The sequence below is a fragment of the Streptomyces sp. RLA123 genome, from assembly GCF_056270165.1.
On the sequence record NZ_JBWDOR010000003.1, the window covers coordinates 2,810,574 to 2,827,596 of the forward strand.

The window sequence follows — 17,023 nt, forward strand, 5'->3', positions numbered from 1 at the left end:
GGTCACGAGGCGGACGGTGTGATCGCGGGCACGTTGCGTGACCATGGGTGCCGGCGGTCCACTGGACTCATGCTGACTCGAATCGATCACATCGGTATCGCATGTTTCGACCTCGACACGACCGTCGAGTTCTACCGTGCCACGTACGGCTTCGAGGTGTTCCACACCGAGGTCAACGAGGAGCAGGGCGTCCGCGAGGCCATGCTGAAGATCAACGAGACCTCGGACGGGGGCGCCTCCTACCTCCAGCTGCTGGAGCCGACCCGCGAGGACTCCACGGTCGCGAAGTGGCTGGCCAAGAACGGTGAGGGCGTCCACCACATCGCCTTCGGCACCGAGGACGTCGACGGGGACGCCGCGGCCGTCCGGGACAAGGGCGTGCGGGTGCTCTACGACACCCCGCGCACCGGCACGATGGGGTCCCGGATCACCTTCCTGCACCCCAAGGACTGCCACGGGGTTCTCACCGAGCTCGTCACCTCGTCCAAGGAGCACTGACCGGAGCCGACTCGCCCCGGTAGAGTGGCGGGGCGACCCCGGGGTGGGCTGGGGTACCTGCCCGCGCCTCGGCGTGGGATCGGACACAATTCTCCGTACGGCTCCGCGGTAAACGGGGCCCCGGGGAATCTCACTCGGTTGGCGGGTGGGTACACCAGGAGACGGATGGGACCGCGGAGTGCGGGGCTACGACCGCTACGAGGTTGAGGAAGACCACCTCTCGCAGTTCGAGGCCGAGATGGAACGGCTTCGTAAGGAGCGGGACAAGGTCGTCCAGCATGCCGACGACCTCGGCTACCAGGTCGAGGTGCTGCGCGCCAAGCTGCACGAGGCGCGACGCAATCTCGCGACCCGTCCTGCCTACGACAACATGGGTCTGCAGGCGGACCAGCTGCTGCGCAACGCCCAGATCCAGGCCGACCAGCTGCGTGCCGACGCCGAGCGGGAGCTGCGCGAGGCCCGTGCCGCGACCCAGCGGCTGCTCCAGGAGCAGGCCGAGCACCAGTCGCGTGCGGAGGCGGAATGGCACGCCGAGGCCGTCGCCCGGCGGCGCCGCCTGGACGAGGAGCTGGCCGAGCGCCGGACCAACGTCGAGAGCCACGTCAACGAGAACGTCGCCTGGGCGGAACAGCTGCGCGCCCGCGCCGAGTCACAGGCCCGGCGGCTCCTGGAGGAGACCCGGGCCGAGTCGGAGGCGGCGCTGGCCGCCGCCCGCGCCGAGGCCCAGCGGGTCACCGAGGGTGCCCGCGAGCGGCTGGAGTCCGAGGGGACGGCCGCCCGCGCCGAGGCGGAGCAACTGCTGCGCCGCGCCCGCGCCGACGCCGAGCGCCTGCTCAACGCCGCCGCCAACCAGGCCCAGGAGGCCACCTCCCAGGCCGAGCAGCTGCGTACGTCCACCCGCAGCGACACCGAGAGCGCCCGCACCCAGGCCGCCGAGCTGACCCGGTCCGCCGAGGAGAAGCTGCGGGGCGCCGAGGAGAAGCTGCGCGAGGCGCAGAGCGAGTCCGAACGGCTCCGCGAGGAGGCGGCGAGCAACGCCGCCAAGCGGCTGTCCGTCGTCGACGCCGACAACGAGCAGCGCACCCGCACCGCCAAGGCCGAGGTCGCCCGCCTGGTCGCGGAGGCGACCAAGGAGGCGGAGGCCGCCAAGGCCGAGGCCGAGCGGGTCGTCGCGGACGCCAGAGCCGAGGCCGACCGGGTGCTCGCCCAGGCCCAGGAGACCGCCAGGTCCGAGGCGGCCGAGGACGCGGCGGCCGCGCTGGCCAAGGCGGCCCGCACCGCCGAGGAGGTCCTCACCAAGGCCACCGAGGACGCCCGCGCCACCACCCGCGCGGCGAGCGAGGAGGCCGAGCGCATCCGCCGCGAGGCGGAGTCCGAGGCCGAGCGGCTGCGCGGCCAGGCCGAGGAGTCGGCCGAGCAGTTGCTGGGCACGGCCAAGGACGACACCAAGGAGTACCGCGCCAAGACGGTCGAGCTGCAGGAGGAGGCGCGCCGGCTGCGCGGCGAGGCCGAGCAGTTGCGCGCCGACGCGGTCGCCGAGGGCGAGCGCATCCGCGGCGAGGCCCGGCGCGAGGCCGTCCAGCAGATCGAGGAGGCGGCCAGCTCCGCCGAGGAGCTGCTCACCAAGGCCAAGGCCGACGCGGCCGCGCACCGGCAGACCGCCAACGCCGAGTCCGACCGGGTCCGCACCGAGGCCATCGAGCGCGCCGCGGGTCTGCGCCGCCAGGCCGACGAACTGCTGGAGCGCGCGCACGCCGAGGCCGGGCAGGTGCGCGAGGAGGCGCAAGCGCAGGCCGACCAGGTCCGCGAGGACGCCGAGGCGGCCGGCGCCGTGCTGCGCGAGGAGGCCGAACGGGGCGCCGAGCGGCTGCGCGACGAGGCCGAGGCCGATCTGGTCCGGCAGCGCGAGGAGGCCGAACGGCGTATCACCGCCGCCGAGGAGGCGCTGCGCGAGGCCCGCACGGAGGCCGACCGGCTGCGCCGGGAGGCCGCCGAGGAGGTCGCCGCGCTGCGCGCGGAAGCGGCCGAGCGGGTGCGCACGCTGCAGGAGCAGGCCGAGCAGGACACCCTGCGGCTGCGTGACGAGGCCGCCGCCGATGCCTCCCACAGCCGCGCCGAGGCCGAGCAGGTCGCCGTCCGGCTGCGCAGCGAGGCGGCCGCCGAGGCCGAGCAGCTGCGCACCGAGGCGCAGGAGACCGCCGACCGGGTGCGGGCCGAGGCCCAGGAGACCGCGGGACGGCTGCGTGCCGAGGCGGCCGAGGCGCTGGGCACCGCCCAGGAGGAGGCCGGCCGGCGCCGCCGCGAGGCCGAGGAGCTGCTGGGCTCGGCGCGCGGCGAGGCCGAGCAGGAGCGGGCGCAGGCCCGCCAGGAGAGCGACGAGCTGCTGGCCAGCGCCCGCAAGCGGGTGGAGGAGGCCGGTGCCGAGGCCGAGCGGCTGGTCGCCGAGGCCGAGCGGCACGCCGCGGAGCTGGTCGGCGCCGCAGAGACGACCGCCCAGCAGGTGCGGGACTCCGTCCACGGGCTGCACGAGCAGGCCGAGGAGGAGATCACCGGGCTGCGTTCGGCCGCGGAGCACGCGGCGGAGCGCCTGCGCAGCGAGGCCCAGGAGGGCGCCGACCGTCTGCACGCGGAAGCCAACGCCGAGCGCGAGCGGGCCGGCGAGGACGCGTCCCGGATGCGCCGGGAGGCACAGGGGGAGGCCGAGTCCGCCCGTCAGCTGGCCGATCGCACCGTCACCGAGGCGATCGAGGAGGCCGACGCGCTGCGCGCCGAGACCCGTGAGGAGGCCAACCGCCTGCGGGTGGACGCCGCCGAGCAGGTGGACCGGCTGCTGTCGGAGGCCATCGAGGAGGCCGACCGCCTCCGGGGCGAGGCCGGCATGCAGGCCGACGCGATGCTCGGCAAGGCGCAACGCGACGCCGAGCGCCTGGGGATCCTCGCCAAGGACACCCTGGAGGGCGCCGAGCGGGACGCCGTGGAGCGCCGCCGGGCCGCCGAGGAGACGCTGGCAACCGCCGAGGCGCAGTCCCGCCGCCTGCTGGACGAGGCCAGGAACGAGGCCAACAAGCGCCGTACGGAGGCCGCTCAGCAGGCCGACCAGCTCATCGGCAAGGCGCGGACGGAGGCCGAGCGGCTCGGCATCCTCGCCAAGGACGCCCTGGATTCGGCGGAACGGGACGCCGAGGCGGCCCGTGCGGAGTCCGACCGGATGCGCGACGAGGCCCGCGAGGACGCCAACAAGCGCCGCGGCGAGGCCGCCGCCCAGGCGGACGAGCTGATCTCCGGGGCACAGGCGGAGGCCCGCAAGATCGGTGCCTCGGCCGAGGAGCAGGCAGACACCATGGTGGGCGCCGCCCGCAAGGAGGCCGACCGGATCGTCGGCGAGGCCACCAACGAGGGCAACGCCCTGGTGGAGCGGGCCCGTACCGACTCCGACACCATGCTGGAGGAGGCACGCCGGGACGCCATCGCCATAAGGGAGCGGTCGCAGGAGCTGCGTCAGCGCGTCGAGTCCGAGGTCGAGGAGCTGCACGAGCGGGCCCGCACGGAGTCCGCCGCCACCATGAAGTCGGCGGGCGAACGGGTGGACAAGCTGGTGGAGGCCGCCACCGAGCAGCTGTCCCAGGCCGAGGCGAAGGCACGCGAGCTGGTGTCCGACGCCGAGGCGAAGGCCGAGGAGACCCGGTCGACCGCGAGCGCCGAGGCGAGCAAGGTCCGCATCGCGGCGGTGAAGAAGGCCGAGGAGCTCCTCAAGGGCGCCGAGCAGAAGAAGGCCGACACCGAGCGCGACACGGAGCGGATGCGCGCCGAGGCGCGGACCGAGGCCGAGAGGATCGTCACGGAGGGTAAGCGCGAGCTGGAGGTGCTGGCCCGGCGCCGCCAGGACATCAACGCGGAGATCACCCGCGTGCAGGATGTCCTTGAGGCACTGGAGTCATTCCAGACGCCGCCCGACGGGGGAAAGGGCAACAGTCAGAACGGCACACAGAACGGTAAGAACACGGTCGCTGCCGGGGCGGCGTCCGGAACCACCCGAACAGGGGGCAAGCGGTCCGATGATGCACCACTCGATTGAGCGGTCAATGTGCACAGTTACTGGACAGTGACTCGATGACACGCCGCCCCGGCCCCTAGGATTCCCTCTAACACCCCACCCGGTCTGAATTGACAGGAACCCCATGAGCGACACTTCCTCCCCCTTCGGCTTCGAGCTCGTGCGGCGTGGATACGACCGCGGGCAGGTGGACGACCGCATCACCAAACTGGTCGCCGACCGTGACAGCGCATTGGCCAGGATCAACGCGCTGGAAAAGCGCATCGAAGAGCTGCATCTCGAGACGCAGAACGCTCAGGCTCAGGTCAATGACGCCGAGCCGTCCTATGCGGGTCTGGGCGCACGTGTCGAGAAGATCCTCCGCCTCGCCGAGGAGGAGGCGAAGGATCTGCGCGAGGAGGCCCGCCGCGCCGCCGAGCAGCACCGCGAGCTGGCCGAGTCGTCCGCCGCCCAGGTGCGCAACGACGCCGAGTCCTTCGCCACCGACCGCAAGGCCAAGGCCGAGGACGAGGGCGAGCGCATCGTCGAGAAGGCCAAGGGTGAGGCCGGCCAGATGCGCGCCGACGCGCAGAAGGACGCGCAGGCCAAGCGCGAGGAGGCGGACGCCCTCTTCGAGGAGACCCGTGCCAAGGCGGCGCAGGCCGCGGCCGACTTCGAGACCAACCTCGCCAAGCGCCGTGAGCAGTCCGAGCGCGACCTGGCGTCCCGTCAGGCCAAGGCCGAGAAGCGTCTCGCCGAGATCGAGCACCGCGCCGAGCAGCTCCGCCTCGAGGCCGAGAAGCTGCGCACCGACGCCGAGCGCCGCGCCCGTCAGACGGTCGAGACCGCGCAGCGCCAGGCCGAGGACATCGTCGCGGACGCCAACGCCAAGGCGGACCGCATCCGCAGCGAATCCGAGCGCGAGCTGGCGGCCCTCACCAACCGCCGCGACAGCATCAACGCCCAGCTGACCAACGTCCGCGAGATGCTGGCCACGCTGACCGGTGCCGCCGTCGCCGCGGCCGGTTCCCCCGCCGACGACGAGCCCGTCTCGCGCGGCGTCCCGGCCCAGCGCTGAACGCGCCCCGCATCCGGACCGACTGAGCCCCCTGCCCCGCCGGCAGGGGGCTCAGGCACAATCGGAGGCGGTATTCCACGTGCACCGGCCGCCGTGGCACCAGTACCCTATGCCGCATGATCGAGCTGCAGGGGCTGACCAAACGGTACGGTGACAAGACCGCCGTGGACCACCTCACCTTCACGGTGCGGCCCGGCGTGGTGACCGGCTTCCTCGGTCCCAACGGCGCCGGCAAGTCCACCACGATGCGTATGATGCTGGACCTGGACAATCCGACCAGCGGCAGCATCCGCATCGACGGCAAGCACTACCGCGAACTGAACGAACCCCTCAAGCACATCGGTGCGCTGCTGGAGGCCAAGGCCATCCACGGGGGCCGCACGGCGCACAACCATCTGCTGTGCCTCGCCCAGTCCAACCGCATCCCGGCCCGCAGGGTCGACGAGGTGCTGGACATCGTCGGTCTCTCCTCGGTCGCCAAGAAGCGCTCCAAGGGCTTCTCCCTCGGTATGGGCCAGCGCCTCGGGATCGCCGCGGCGCTGCTCGGCGACCCCGAGATCCTGATGTTCGACGAGCCGGTCAACGGACTGGACCCCGAGGGCATCCACTGGATCCGCAACCTGATGAAGAGCCTGGCGTCCCAGGGCCGGACCATCTTCGTCTCCAGCCACCTGATGAGCGAGATGGCGCTGACCGCCGAGCACCTGATCGTGATCGGCCGCGGCAAGCTGATGGCGGACACGACGATGGCCGACTTCATCGCCGAGAACTCCCGCTCCTACGTGCGGGTCCGCACGCCCGAGCCGGAGAAGCTCAAGGACGCGCTGACCGCGGCGTCGATCACCACCTTGATCACCGACGACGGCGCCTTCGAGATCGAGGGTGCGGAGACCGCGAAGATCGGCGAGCTGGCCGCGGAGAAGCAGCTCGTGCTGCACGAACTCAGCCCGCAGCGCGCCTCCCTGGAGGAAGCTTTCATGCGGCTGACCGCCGAGTCGGTGGAGTACCAGGCGGGCATCCCCGGACAGTCGGCGGACGAGTCCGCGACGGCGGGTGCCGCCGTTCCCGCAGCGGCTCCCGCGGCGGCTCCCGGACCGGCCTGGGGTGCCGAGTGGCAGAACAAGAAGGAGAAGTCCTGACATGGCGACACCGAGCGCGGTTCTGCAGTCCGAGTGGACCAAGGTCAAGTCGGTCCGCTCGACGATGTGGACGCTGGCGTCCGCACTCCTGGTCACCGTCGTCATCAGCGGACTTCTCTGCCTGCTGATCAACTCGCAGTGGCAGAACACGTCCGCGGAGGATGTGCGGAGGTTCGACCCGACCAACACGAGCTTCGCCGGACTGATCCTCGGCCAACTGGCCCTGATCGTCTTCGGTGTGCTGGTCGTCACCGGTGAGTACAGCACCGGCATGATCCGCACCTCGCTCGCGGCGGTCCCGCAGCGCGCCACGTTCTACCTGTCGAAGGTCGCGGTCACCGGCGCCCTGGCCCTCGTCGTGGGAATGGGCACCAGCTTCCTGACCTTCTTCGTCGGCCAGGCACTTCTCGGCTCGCACAGCACCTCCATCTCGGAGCACGGGGTACTGCGCGCGGTCGTGGGCGGCGGTCTCTACATGACGCTGATGGTGCTGTTCTCCGTGGGCGTCGCGATGATGCTGCGCAGCCCCATGCTGTCGCTGGGCATCCTGATGCCCTTCTTCTTCCTGGTCTCGTCGATCCTCGCGAACGTCCCCAAGGCCAAGAACGTCGCCCACTACTTCCCCGACCAGGCCGGCTCCAAGATCCTTCAGGTGGTCGCCGTCGACGACGGGCGTCCGTACGGGCCCTGGGGCGGTCTGGGCATCATGGCGCTGTGGGTGATCGCCTCGCTCATCGGCGGGTACCTGGTGCTGAAGAAGCGCGACGCCTGACCGGCGCCCTGGGGACCGAAAGACCTTTCCGTCCCCTGGGAACGGGAACCGTTTCCGCCCCGCCCGCCTCCTAGTCCTCATGGGGGCGGGCACCCGCCCCGCGGGCTGGTCGTCGAGGGGCGAAGCATGATCGAGGCAGTGGGCCTCACCAAGACCTACGGCAGCAAAACGGCCGTGTACAACCTGTCGTTCCAGGTACGGCCCGGCGTGGTGACGGGGTTCCTGGGACCGAACGGCTCCGGGAAATCCACCACGATGCGGATGATCCTGGGTCTGGACAGCCCGACCTCCGGCCAGGTGACCATCGGCGGCCAGCCGTACCGCCTGCTGCCGAACGCACCGCGCCGGGTGGGTGCCCTGCTGGACGCCAAGGCCGTGCACGGCGGGCGCAGCGCCCGCCATCACCTGCTCAGCCTGGCCCAGCTGTCGGGCATCCCCGCGCGCCGGGTCGACGAAGTGCTGGGCGTCGTGGGCCTCCAGGAGGTCGCGGGCAGTCGCTCCAAGGGCTTCTCCCTCGGTATGGGGCAGCGCCTGGGCATCGCGGCCGCGCTGCTCGGCGACCCTGAGGTGCTGCTCTTCGACGAGCCGGTCAACGGGCTGGACCCCGAGGGCATCCACTGGGTGCGCCACCTGATGCGCAAGCTCGCCTCGGAGGGCCGTACGGTCTTCGTCTCCTCGCACCTGATGAGCGAGATGGCGCTGACCGCCGACCACTTGATCGTCATCGGCCGCGGCCAGTTGCTCGCCGACATGAGCGTGAAGGACTTCATCGCCCACAACTCCACGGGCTTCGCGCTGGTCCGCACCCCCGACGTGGCCGCGGACCGCGAGAAGCTGACCAAGGCGCTGGCCGAGGCCGGCGCCCAGGTGCAGCAGGAGCAGGACGGCGCGCTGCGCGTGACCGGCCTCGAACTGCCGCGGATCAGCGACCTGGCGTACGAAGCCGAAGTGCGGCTGTGGGAACTGTCCCCGCACCAGGCCTCGCTGGAGGAGGCGTACATGCGGCTCACCAACGGCGCGGTGGACTACCGCTCCACCGAGGACCCGCGGCAGGGCCTTCAGCAGCCGGGTGCGCCGGCACCGGGCGGCTGGGCAGCCCCGCAGCCGTACGCCCAGCCCCAGCCCCAGCCGTACGGCTACGGTTACGCGCCGCCGCAGATGCCCGTCCAGCCGGTGCCGCAGCCGCCGTACGGCCACCCGCAGCCCGCGCCGCAGCCGAACCCGTACGCGCAGCCGACCCAGCCGACCCAGCCGACCGAGCCCGCCGAGGACGTCCGATGACCGCCCCTGTCGAGATCCCGGCGCCGCAGTTCTCCCCGGCGATCCCCGTGCAGAAGGCGCACCTCGGCCACGCGCTGGCGTCCGAGTGGACCAAGATCCGGACCGTCCGCTCCACGATGTGGACGCTCGGCGTGATGCTCGTGCTGATCCTCGGCATCAACCTGCTGGTCGACTCCCTCTCGTCGACTGATCGCGTCTCCGACCCGGTGCTGGCCATCGGCCTGTTCGGCGTGCTGCTCGGGCAGTTGTGCGTCATCACCCTGGGCGTGCTGGTGATCAGCTCCGAGTACGGCACGGGCATGATCCGCACCACCCTGACCGCCTGCCCCCAGCGCGGCCGGGTGCTCGCCGCGAAGGCCATCGTCTTCTTCGCGCTGAGCTTCACGGTCACCACGGTCGCCTGCCTGCTGACCGCGCTGATGAACTACGCCACCTTCGGTGGCAAGCCGGTGGACCGCCTGTACTCCGGCCCGCAGCTCGTGGTGGAGGGCGGCTCGAGCTCCGCGAGCGCCGGGCAGTGGCTCGGTGCGACGGTCGGCGTGGGCCTGTACGTCGCCCTGCTCGGGCTGCTCTCCCTCGCGGTGGGCGCGCTGCTGCGGCACTCCGCGGGCGCGATCACGACCATGATGGGCGTGGTCCTGCTGCCGCTGATCATCGCGATCTTCATGCAGGCGGACCGCATGCGCACGGTCCGGGACAAGATGATCGAGTACTCCTCGCCGAACGCCATCGCGTCGCTCTACCGGATGCCGATGCTCGACACCGGCCACCCCGACGGGGTGCGTCAGCTGATCCTGCTGGCGATCGTCACCGCCGTCGCCCTGTGCGGCGCGTACGCGGTGATCGCCAAGCGCGACGTGTGACCTCCGCTCCCGCGGCTCAGTACCGCGGGGCGTTCCGGGACCGCTGGGGCCGTACGCCCCGGCGGTCTCTCGCGTTCCAGCAGGCGGTGTGCCAGTGCCGCCGGTCGTCCACGCCGCCGTACTGCGGCCAGACCACCAAGTGCCCGACGCCCGGCAGGATTTCCTGGTCGCAGCCGGGGCAGCGGTAGCGCTTGCCGCCGGAACTCCCGGCGAGCGGACGGACCGTCCACTCCTCGCCCTGCCAGCTCTCGGTGCGCTCCCCGCCGCGGCCCCAGCCGGGGCCGTCCGTCTCCTGCGGACTGCCGGTGGTGCCTCGCGGATGGTTTCGGCGCGGGGACACAAGCACACACCTCATGCGGGTCGGGGACAACGGACCTGCTTTCAGCGTACGCGTAGCCCGGGGCGGTGCGGGTACGCGCCCCGCAACCCCCCATTCCCGCCATCGCCTTGAAAATCATGAAATCGCGGCGGTTGGCCCGTGCCCTTGGCACGTGTCAGACGTTGATGACAGTTAGGGGAGCCGCGTCGGGCACCGAGAAAGGTGTGAAGCACGATGCGCGTCGGTACTTTCGTTCTCGCCGCCCAGTTCCCCGGACAGGGGGCCGGGGAGGCGCTGCACCGGGCGGTGCGCTCCGCGGAGGCGGCGGAGGCGGCCGGGCTGGACTCCGTGTGGCTCGCGGAGCACCACTTCGTGCCGTACGGGGTCTGCCCGTCGGCGGTGACGCTGGCCGCGCTGCTGCTGGGGCGGACGCGGCGGATCGGGGTGGGCACGGCGGTGAGCGTGCTGCCGACCGCCCATCCGGTGTCCCTGGGCGAACAGGCCGCGCTGCTGCACATCACGTCCGGCGGGCGGTTCACGCTCGGCGTGGGCCGCGGCGGCCCGTGGGTGGACCTGGAGGTCTTCGGGGCCGGCCTGGCCGCCTTCGAGAGCGGCTTCCCCGAGTCGCTCGACCTGCTGCTGCGCTGGCTGCGCGAGCCCCGGGTCGGGGCTTCGGGGGAACGATTCGCCTTCCGCGAGGTGGACGTCGTCCCCCGGGCCGACGAGTTCGAGGAGCCCAGCGGCCCGCCCGTCGTGGTCGCCTGCACCTCGCCGTCCAGCGTCCGGCTGGCGGCACGGCGCGGCCTGCCGATGCTGCTCGGCATGCACTGCGGGGACGAGGACAAAGCGGCCATGGTCGCAATGTGGCAGGCCGAGGCGCGCGATGCGGGGCTTTCACCCGAAATGGTGGCGGCCGCGGAGCATGTGTCCGCGGGTGTGGCGCAGATCGCGGACCGCCGTGCGGACGCCGTCGAGACACTGACCAAGGCGATGCCCGGCTGGCTCCAGCAGGGACTGGCCGCCCATCGTACGGTCGACGGCCGGGCGCGCTCGATGCGCGACCCCCTCGCCTACACCGAATTCCTCTGCGACCTGCACCCGGTGGGGCCGCCGTCGCTCTGTGCCGACCGCCTGGCCGCCACCGCGGAACGCACCGGCATCCGCCGCTTCGCCCTGCTCGTCGAGGGCTCCGGGGACCTCGCGGCCACAGAGGAGAACGTGGCGCGGCTCGGAGCCGAAGTGCTCCCACAATTGGCCTGATTGAAACATCAAGGGGCAAAGTGCCGGCCACTTGCGGGAGCACTGTGGCCTGTCTCAGCAGTCCCGCAGCTCCGGGGACTGGTTCAGCAACTGTGCGCGTACGGAGGTGAACTTCGCATAACGCTCATCGACCGCCGGGTCCAGCGGGAAGACCGCGACCCGGTGGCAGTTCTGGAATGCCAGTCGCACCCCGAAATGCCGTTGAAGTGCCCCCCGGATCGCGTCACTCGCCAGAGCGCGGAGCAGCTGCCCGCGTGCGTGCTCGTCCGGCGGCGGCACCTGGTTGTCGGCGAACTCTCCGCCGTCCACCTTGAGCTGGGCCGCCAGTGAGCTGATCATGTCCCATGCGTAAGGCAGGGAAGTCCGGACGCAGTCGACGAATTCCCGTTCGTCGACCTCGCCTCGCTCGGCCTGTTCGAGGAGGGCCGGTGAGACGTCGAGCGACATGAGTACTCCTCTCGTGACCCCCCTGTCCGAGGAGTCAGACGGACTACGGAGAGAAGCCGTCCCGTGTTCTCCCGCACGACGGCCTCCACTCACAACCGTAGGCGGAGAGGTCCCACGACACTAGGTGGGAACGCTCACAACTGGCCATTTTCCAACCGCACCCGGTAGCGAGTAGCGTTGCCGACCATGCGTCTCGTCATTGCCCGCTGCTCCGTGGACTACGCGGGCAGGCTCTCCGCCCATCTCCCCTCGGCGACCCGGCTGCTCCTGGTCAAGGCCGACGGCAGTGTGTCCGTGCACGCCGACGACCGCGCCTACAAGCCGCTCAACTGGATGTCGCCGCCCTGCACGCTCAAGGAGGGCGACGACGGGGTCTGGACGGTCACCAACAAGGCCGGCGAGCAGCTGATCATCACGATCGAGGACGTTCTCCACGACTCCAGCCACGAACTCGGCGTCGACCCCGGACTGATCAAGGACGGCGTCGAGGCGCACCTCCAGGAGCTGCTCGCCGACCGCATGGAGGTCCTCGGCGACGGCTGGACCCTCATCCGCCGCGAGTACCCGACCGCCATCGGACCCGTCGACATCCTCGGCCGGGACTCCGACGGCACGACCGTCGCCGTCGAGATCAAACGACGCGGTGAGATCGACGGTGTCGAGCAGCTGACCCGCTACCTGGAACTGCTCAACCGCGACCCCCTGCTGGCGCCCGTCAAGGGCGTCTTCGCCGCCCAGGAGATCAAGCCGCAGGCCCGCGTGCTCGCCACCGACCGCGGCATCGGCTGCGTCGTGCTGGACTACAACGGCCTCCGCGGCATCGAGGACGACAAGCTGCGCCTCTTCTGAGCCCGGGGGCCGTGCGCCGGCCCCCGACCCCCGGCCGGACAGCGCTGTGGCCCCGTAGTCATCGGACTACGGGGCCACGCTGTCGTGCGCTCGGGCTAGACGATCCGTCCAGAGGCGACGGCACCCGGGGTGCCGGTCGCCGTGACCGGGTCATCCGGGGCGCTGGCGGAGGAGGACGTACCGCTAGTGGTGCCGCCGTCCGAGGTGTCGCTCGGCGAGGGCGAGGCGGTGTCGCTCGGCGTGCCCGACGTCCCGCCGGTGTCCGTGCCACCGGCGTCAGTGCCACCGGCATCCGTCCCACCGGTGTCCGTGCCACCGGCGTCAGTGCCACCGGCATCCGTCCCACCGGTGTCCGTGCCGCCCGCGTCGGTGCCACCGGCAGCGCTGCCGCCACCGCCGCTGTGACTGCCGCCACCGTGGCCGCCCCCGCCCGACGCCGCGCCGCCGCCGCCGGTGGCCGAACCCCCGCCCGACGTCGAACTGCCGTCGCCCGAGCCCGGATTCGCCCCATTGCCCGTTTCGCCCGAACCGCCGCCGCCCCCCGCGGTGCCGGCGCCCGGCGCGCCGGGGTCCGCAGCGGCGCCGCTGCCCGTCGCGGAGGGCGAGGGCCCGCGGTGCGTGGAGCCCGGGGTCGGGGACGTGCCGTCCGCCGGGAGGCCGTCGTCGGCGTCGTCCGGCTGGGCGGTCTCCAGGGGCTTGACGTTCATCGGGGTGTTCTGGTCACCGCCGGAGGCCGTCGTGCCGAGGGTGACGATGGTGCCGAGCACGGCCGCGAGCAGCGCGCCCGCGCCGGCGGCGACGAGGTTGCGGCGCGAGCCGGTGAGACGGCGGCGCGGCGCGGTGTCGGCCAGGCGCTTGCCGATGACCGTCGCGGGGGAATCGGGGAGTGCCAGGCCCATGGTGGCCGTCGCGGCGACCTCCGGGGTGGTGAGCGACGCGATGTCGCCCGCACGGTCGAGGACCAGGGCGAGGGTGCGGCGGCCGACCGTGGTGCCCTGACGGTCCGCGAGGGCACCGCGCAGGGCTATGGAGGCCTCCAGTTCGCTGCGCGCGCGGGCGTGATTGCCGAGGCAGAGCGCGAGCACACCGAGTTCGTGCAGGAAGTACGCCTCCTCCGCGACCTCCCCTGCCTGTCGCGCGGCCTCCTGACCGGCCCGCAGCGCACGTTCCCACGCGCTCCAGCGGAGCGACGCCGCGAACACCGGCGCTGCCGTGCGCGCGAGGAGGACGGCCGCGCTGGCGTGGCCGCCGTCGCGGCAGGCGCCGAGGGCGGCGAGGACCGCCTCCGCCTCGGCGGCGACGCGCTCGGGCGTGACCGAGGGGTGGCCGACCCACCAGGTGTAGTGCTGGGCGGCCGTGAGGGCCTGCGGAGCGCCCTCCGCGGCGGCGTCCTCGGCGAGTTCGCCGGGGGCCGCGAGCTGTGTGTGCACACCCGCCGCGAGGCGGTGGTGCCGGTCGACGGGCGCGACGAGCCCCACGGCGACCAGTTCACCGAGCGCGGCGTCTCCGTGCGTCTCCCCGACCAGGGCGGGCAGATGCGACGGGTGCGGGCACTCGCCGCCCAGGGCCACCGCGAAGCGCAGCGCGTCCTGGGCGGACCCGGTGAGCCGGGAGGCCAGCAGCGCGGCGGGGGCGGCGCTCTCGGCGAGCGAGGGCAGCGGCACGTGCGAGGAGGACGCCGACCCTGCCAAGGCCTCGATCGCGTCGAAGGGCGCGTCCACGGGCAGTTCGCCGTCCGGCTGCGGGCCGCCCCAGACGGACTCGTCCGCGGCGAGGATCTCGGCCGCGAGCGCGTCGCGCTGCCGCAGCAGCGCGCCGGCCTGGACGAAGCGCAGCGGCAGGCCCTCGGACTCGAACCACAGGTCCGCGGCCCAGGCGGTCTCCTCCTCCTGCAACGGCCGTCTCGCGGCCAGTTCCAGCAGTTCGAGGCAGGCGACCCGGGTCAGCCCGGGAAGGAAGACCTCCTCGACCGCGGAGTCGGAGGAGGGGGCGGCGACGTCGGGCGTCGCGGCCATCACGAAGGCGCACTCGGGCGCGGCCGCGAGCAGTTCCTCCAGGGCCGCGCCGCCGAACTCCAGGTCGTCCAGGACGACGACCGCGCCGACCTCCCGCAGCAGCTCCGTGAGCCGCCCGCGGTCGGGGCGGTAGCCCGCCACCGCGCCTGCCTGCGACGAGTCGTCCTCGGTGCCGTAGACCGTGCTGAAGATCTCCTGCAACAGGTCGCTGGGCGTGCGGCGGTAGCCGGAGAGCCGGATCACACCGTCGGGGGCGACACCGGCGGACGCCTCGGCCACGGCGTCGAGCAGCACACTGCGGCCGGCGCCGGACGGGCCGGTGACCCGGACCGAACGCCCGCGGGACAGCAGCCGGGAGAGCCGCTCGCGCTCCTCCTCCCGCTCCAGCAGCGGCAGCTCGGGCCCCCGCGGGCCCGGCGGCACGCCGGGGTGCGTGCCGGCGTTGCGCGCCGCCCGCGCCTGCGGGTCACGCCGCACCGGGGCGGGCAGTCCCGCGACCGGCAGGGTGCTCACCTCGCTGCCGTCGACGGGATTCAGGGTCAGCAGGCAGTCGCCCACGACGAGCTGCACGACACGGGGTGCGTCGCCGTCCGCCGTGCCCGAGCCGACCTCGGGGGTCAGCGGGTCACGCGGGGGCCGCGTCACGCGCGGCACGAGCTGTGTGCCGTCCTCGGGTCCGGCCGGGGCCGGCCGCTCGGGAAAGCTCGTGGAGTCCTGTTGTGCGCCGTACTCGTCGCCGGACATGTCGGGTCCGATGTGTGGGTTCATTAGTCTCCGCCCCCCATTCGCGTCGCAGCGGGGCCGCACCGGGCCCGCACGTCCGCAGCTGGACCGGTCCGGCTCCCCTCCTCGGCGTACGGGGTGTGGCACGCCGGAACCGAACCCTAAACCTTCCCACAGTATGTGCGAACCCCAGGGCCGCCATGCCGCCCTTGCGTCCGAATCTGTCCGGGCTTTGCCAGTTCCGTTGCGGCACGCCCCGCTAGGTACGCGGCAGTGCCTCTGCCGCGATACCCCCCTCGATGACCAGAATGCGGTGGAGTCGTGTGGCGACCAGCAGCCGCTGCATCTGCGCCGGGACGCCCCGCAGGACCAGGCGCCGGTCGGCCCGTCCGCAGCGGCGGTGCGCACCCATGATCACGCCCAGCCCGGTGGCGTCCCACGAGTCGAGCTCGGTCAGGTCGAGCACCAGGTCGCCCTCGCCGCCGTCCACCGCGGAGTGCAGGACCTTGCGGGCGTCCGCCGCGGTACGGACGTCGAGGCGGCCCCCGACGACCAGTTCGGCGTGGTCGCCCCTGATGTGCATGAAGCCTCCCCGTGGAGTGAATGGGTGGAAAGTGTCGCGGTTCTACGTAACTGACGGTCCGTCGTACGAAGAGGTTGCCGTCTGTGAGCGAACCGATACCGAATTCACTCTGGAGAGTGACGGGATGCGCCCGCCAGGCCCAGCTTCCCCCCGGTATGACGGCCCCGGCGGGGCCGCGGTGCGCGCCCGCCGGGACCGGCCGGCCGACCGCCCGTCAGTAGCGGTAGAAACCCTCGCCGCTCTTGCGGCCGAGCGCCCCCGCGTCGACCATGCGCCGCATGAGCTCCGGCGGCGCGAACTTCTCGTCCTGCGACTCGGTGTAGATGTTGCTGCTGGCGTGCAGCAGGATGTCGACGCCCGTCAGGTCGGCGGTGGCCAGCGGGCCCATGGCGTGGCCGAAGCCGAGCCGGCAGGCGGTGTCGATGTCCTCGGCCGAGGCGACGCCGGACTCGAAGAGCTTGGCGGCCTCGACGACCAGCGCGGAGATCAGGCGGGTGGTGACAAAGCCGGCGACGTCGCGGTTGACGACGATGGTGGTCTTGCCGACCTCCTCGGCGAAGGCCTTGGCCCGCTCCAGGGTCTCGTCGCTGGTCTTGTAGCCGCGCACGAGCTCGCACAGCTGCATCATCGGCACCGGGGAGAAGAAGTGCGTGCCGACCACCCGCTCCGGACGCTCCGTCACGGCCGCGATCTTCGTGATCGGGATGGCGGAGGTGTTGGAGGCGAGCACCGCGTCCTGGTGCGCGATCTTGTCCAGGGCCCGGAAGATCTCCTGCTTTACCTCGATCTTCTCGAAGACCGCCTCGACGACTATGTCCGCCTCGGCGGCCGCGTCGAGGTCGGTGGTCGTGGTGATGCGGCCCAGCGAGGCGGCCGCGTCCTCGGCCGACAGCTTGCCCTTGGCGACGAACCGCTCGTACGACGCCTCGATACCGCTCCTGCCGCGGGCCAGCGCCTCGTCGGTGATGTCGCGCAGGACGACGTCGTAGCCCGCCTGGGCCGATACCTGCGCGATTCCGGAGCCCATCAGGCCGGCTCCGACGACGGCGAGCTTCTTCGCCACGGCACACACCTATCTTCTCGATGCTGTTGCCGGGACCTTAACGGTGCTTCACAGCCCGGCGCAGCAGTTGGAGACCCGGGTCACCGTGTGTCCTTCGTCG

The 17,023-nt window shown here is 72.2% G+C and carries 14 protein-coding genes; 9 read left to right on the forward strand and 5 right to left on the reverse strand.

Going from position 1 to position 17,023, the window contains the following annotated elements; all coding sequences use genetic code 11:
• Window positions 1–69: 69 nt before the first annotated feature.
• From mce to RV983_RS12500, 7 genes are all read left to right on the forward strand, one after another.
• A complete protein-coding gene (gene mce, locus RV983_RS12470) occupies window positions 70–498 on the forward strand; it encodes a methylmalonyl-CoA epimerase (RefSeq protein WP_475985862.1) in 429 nt (142 codons plus the stop codon).
• 178 nt (window positions 499–676) lie between these two features.
• Window positions 677–4,573 carry a polarized growth protein Scy gene (scy, locus tag RV983_RS12475; protein ID WP_475990300.1) on the forward strand — a complete coding sequence of 1,299 codons (3,897 nt, stop codon included), beginning with the start codon at window positions 677–679 and terminating at the stop codon, window positions 4,571–4,573.
• A 103-nt stretch (window positions 4,574–4,676) separates the two neighbouring features.
• The gene (locus RV983_RS12480) at window positions 4,677–5,609 is read left to right on the forward strand and encodes a cellulose-binding protein (RefSeq protein WP_475985863.1); all 933 of its coding nucleotides are present in this window, start codon (window positions 4,677–4,679) and stop codon (window positions 5,607–5,609) included.
• Between the two features lie 116 nt (window positions 5,610–5,725).
• Window positions 5,726–6,748 (forward strand): ABC transporter ATP-binding protein, encoded by a 1,023-nt coding sequence (locus RV983_RS12485; protein ID WP_475985864.1) that lies wholly within the window; start codon window positions 5,726–5,728, stop codon window positions 6,746–6,748.
• A 1-nt stretch (window position 6,749) separates the two neighbouring features.
• A complete protein-coding gene (locus RV983_RS12490; RefSeq protein WP_475985865.1) occupies window positions 6,750–7,520 on the forward strand; it encodes an ABC transporter permease in 771 nt (256 codons plus the stop codon).
• A 126-nt stretch (window positions 7,521–7,646) separates the two neighbouring features.
• Window positions 7,647–8,801: an ABC transporter ATP-binding protein gene (locus tag RV983_RS12495; RefSeq protein ID WP_475985866.1), complete on the forward strand. Its 1,155-nt coding sequence runs from the start codon at window positions 7,647–7,649 to the stop codon at window positions 8,799–8,801.
• The gene (locus tag RV983_RS12500) at window positions 8,798–9,664 is read left to right on the forward strand and encodes an ABC transporter permease (RefSeq protein ID WP_475985867.1); all 867 of its coding nucleotides are present in this window, start codon (window positions 8,798–8,800) and stop codon (window positions 9,662–9,664) included. The genes RV983_RS12495 and RV983_RS12500 overlap by 4 nt, the downstream gene beginning before the upstream one ends.
• 16 nt (window positions 9,665–9,680) lie before the next feature.
• Here RV983_RS12500 and RV983_RS12505 read toward each other — a convergent pair whose 3' ends face one another.
• The gene (locus tag RV983_RS12505; protein WP_475985868.1) at window positions 9,681–10,004 is read right to left on the reverse strand and encodes an ATP/GTP-binding protein; all 324 of its coding nucleotides are present in this window, start codon (window positions 10,002–10,004) and stop codon (window positions 9,681–9,683) included.
• 213 nt (window positions 10,005–10,217) lie between these two features.
• Here RV983_RS12505 and RV983_RS12510 point away from each other — a divergent pair, with 213 nt between their 5' ends.
• Complete coding sequence (locus tag RV983_RS12510) at window positions 10,218–11,243, forward strand: LLM class flavin-dependent oxidoreductase (RefSeq protein ID WP_475985869.1); 1,026 nt, start codon at window positions 10,218–10,220, stop codon at window positions 11,241–11,243.
• Between the two features lie 54 nt (window positions 11,244–11,297).
• On the opposite strand, the gene RV983_RS12515 is transcribed toward RV983_RS12510, so the two are convergent.
• The gene (locus tag RV983_RS12515; protein ID WP_319659947.1) at window positions 11,298–11,690 is read right to left on the reverse strand and encodes an SCO5389 family protein; all 393 of its coding nucleotides are present in this window, start codon (window positions 11,688–11,690) and stop codon (window positions 11,298–11,300) included.
• A 186-nt stretch (window positions 11,691–11,876) separates the two neighbouring features.
• On the opposite strand from RV983_RS12515, the gene nucS reads away from it, so the two are divergent.
• Complete coding sequence (gene nucS / locus RV983_RS12520; protein WP_475985870.1) at window positions 11,877–12,539, forward strand: endonuclease NucS; 663 nt, start codon at window positions 11,877–11,879, stop codon at window positions 12,537–12,539.
• A 95-nt stretch (window positions 12,540–12,634) separates the two neighbouring features.
• Here the strand turns inward: nucS and RV983_RS12525 are convergent, their stop codons facing one another.
• The 3 genes from RV983_RS12525 to RV983_RS12535 form a co-directional block, all read right to left on the reverse strand.
• On the reverse strand, window positions 12,635–15,322 hold the full coding sequence (locus RV983_RS12525) for a P-loop NTPase family protein (RefSeq protein ID WP_475985871.1): 2,688 nt from the start codon (window positions 15,320–15,322) through the stop codon (window positions 12,635–12,637).
• Between the two features lie 214 nt (window positions 15,323–15,536).
• The gene (locus RV983_RS12530; RefSeq protein WP_389245195.1) at window positions 15,537–15,860 is read right to left on the reverse strand and encodes an STAS domain-containing protein; all 324 of its coding nucleotides are present in this window, start codon (window positions 15,858–15,860) and stop codon (window positions 15,537–15,539) included.
• A 214-nt stretch (window positions 15,861–16,074) separates the two neighbouring features.
• A complete protein-coding gene (locus tag RV983_RS12535) occupies window positions 16,075–16,923 on the reverse strand; it encodes a 3-hydroxyacyl-CoA dehydrogenase family protein (protein WP_475985872.1) in 849 nt (282 codons plus the stop codon).
• Window positions 16,924–17,023 lie beyond the last annotated feature (100 nt).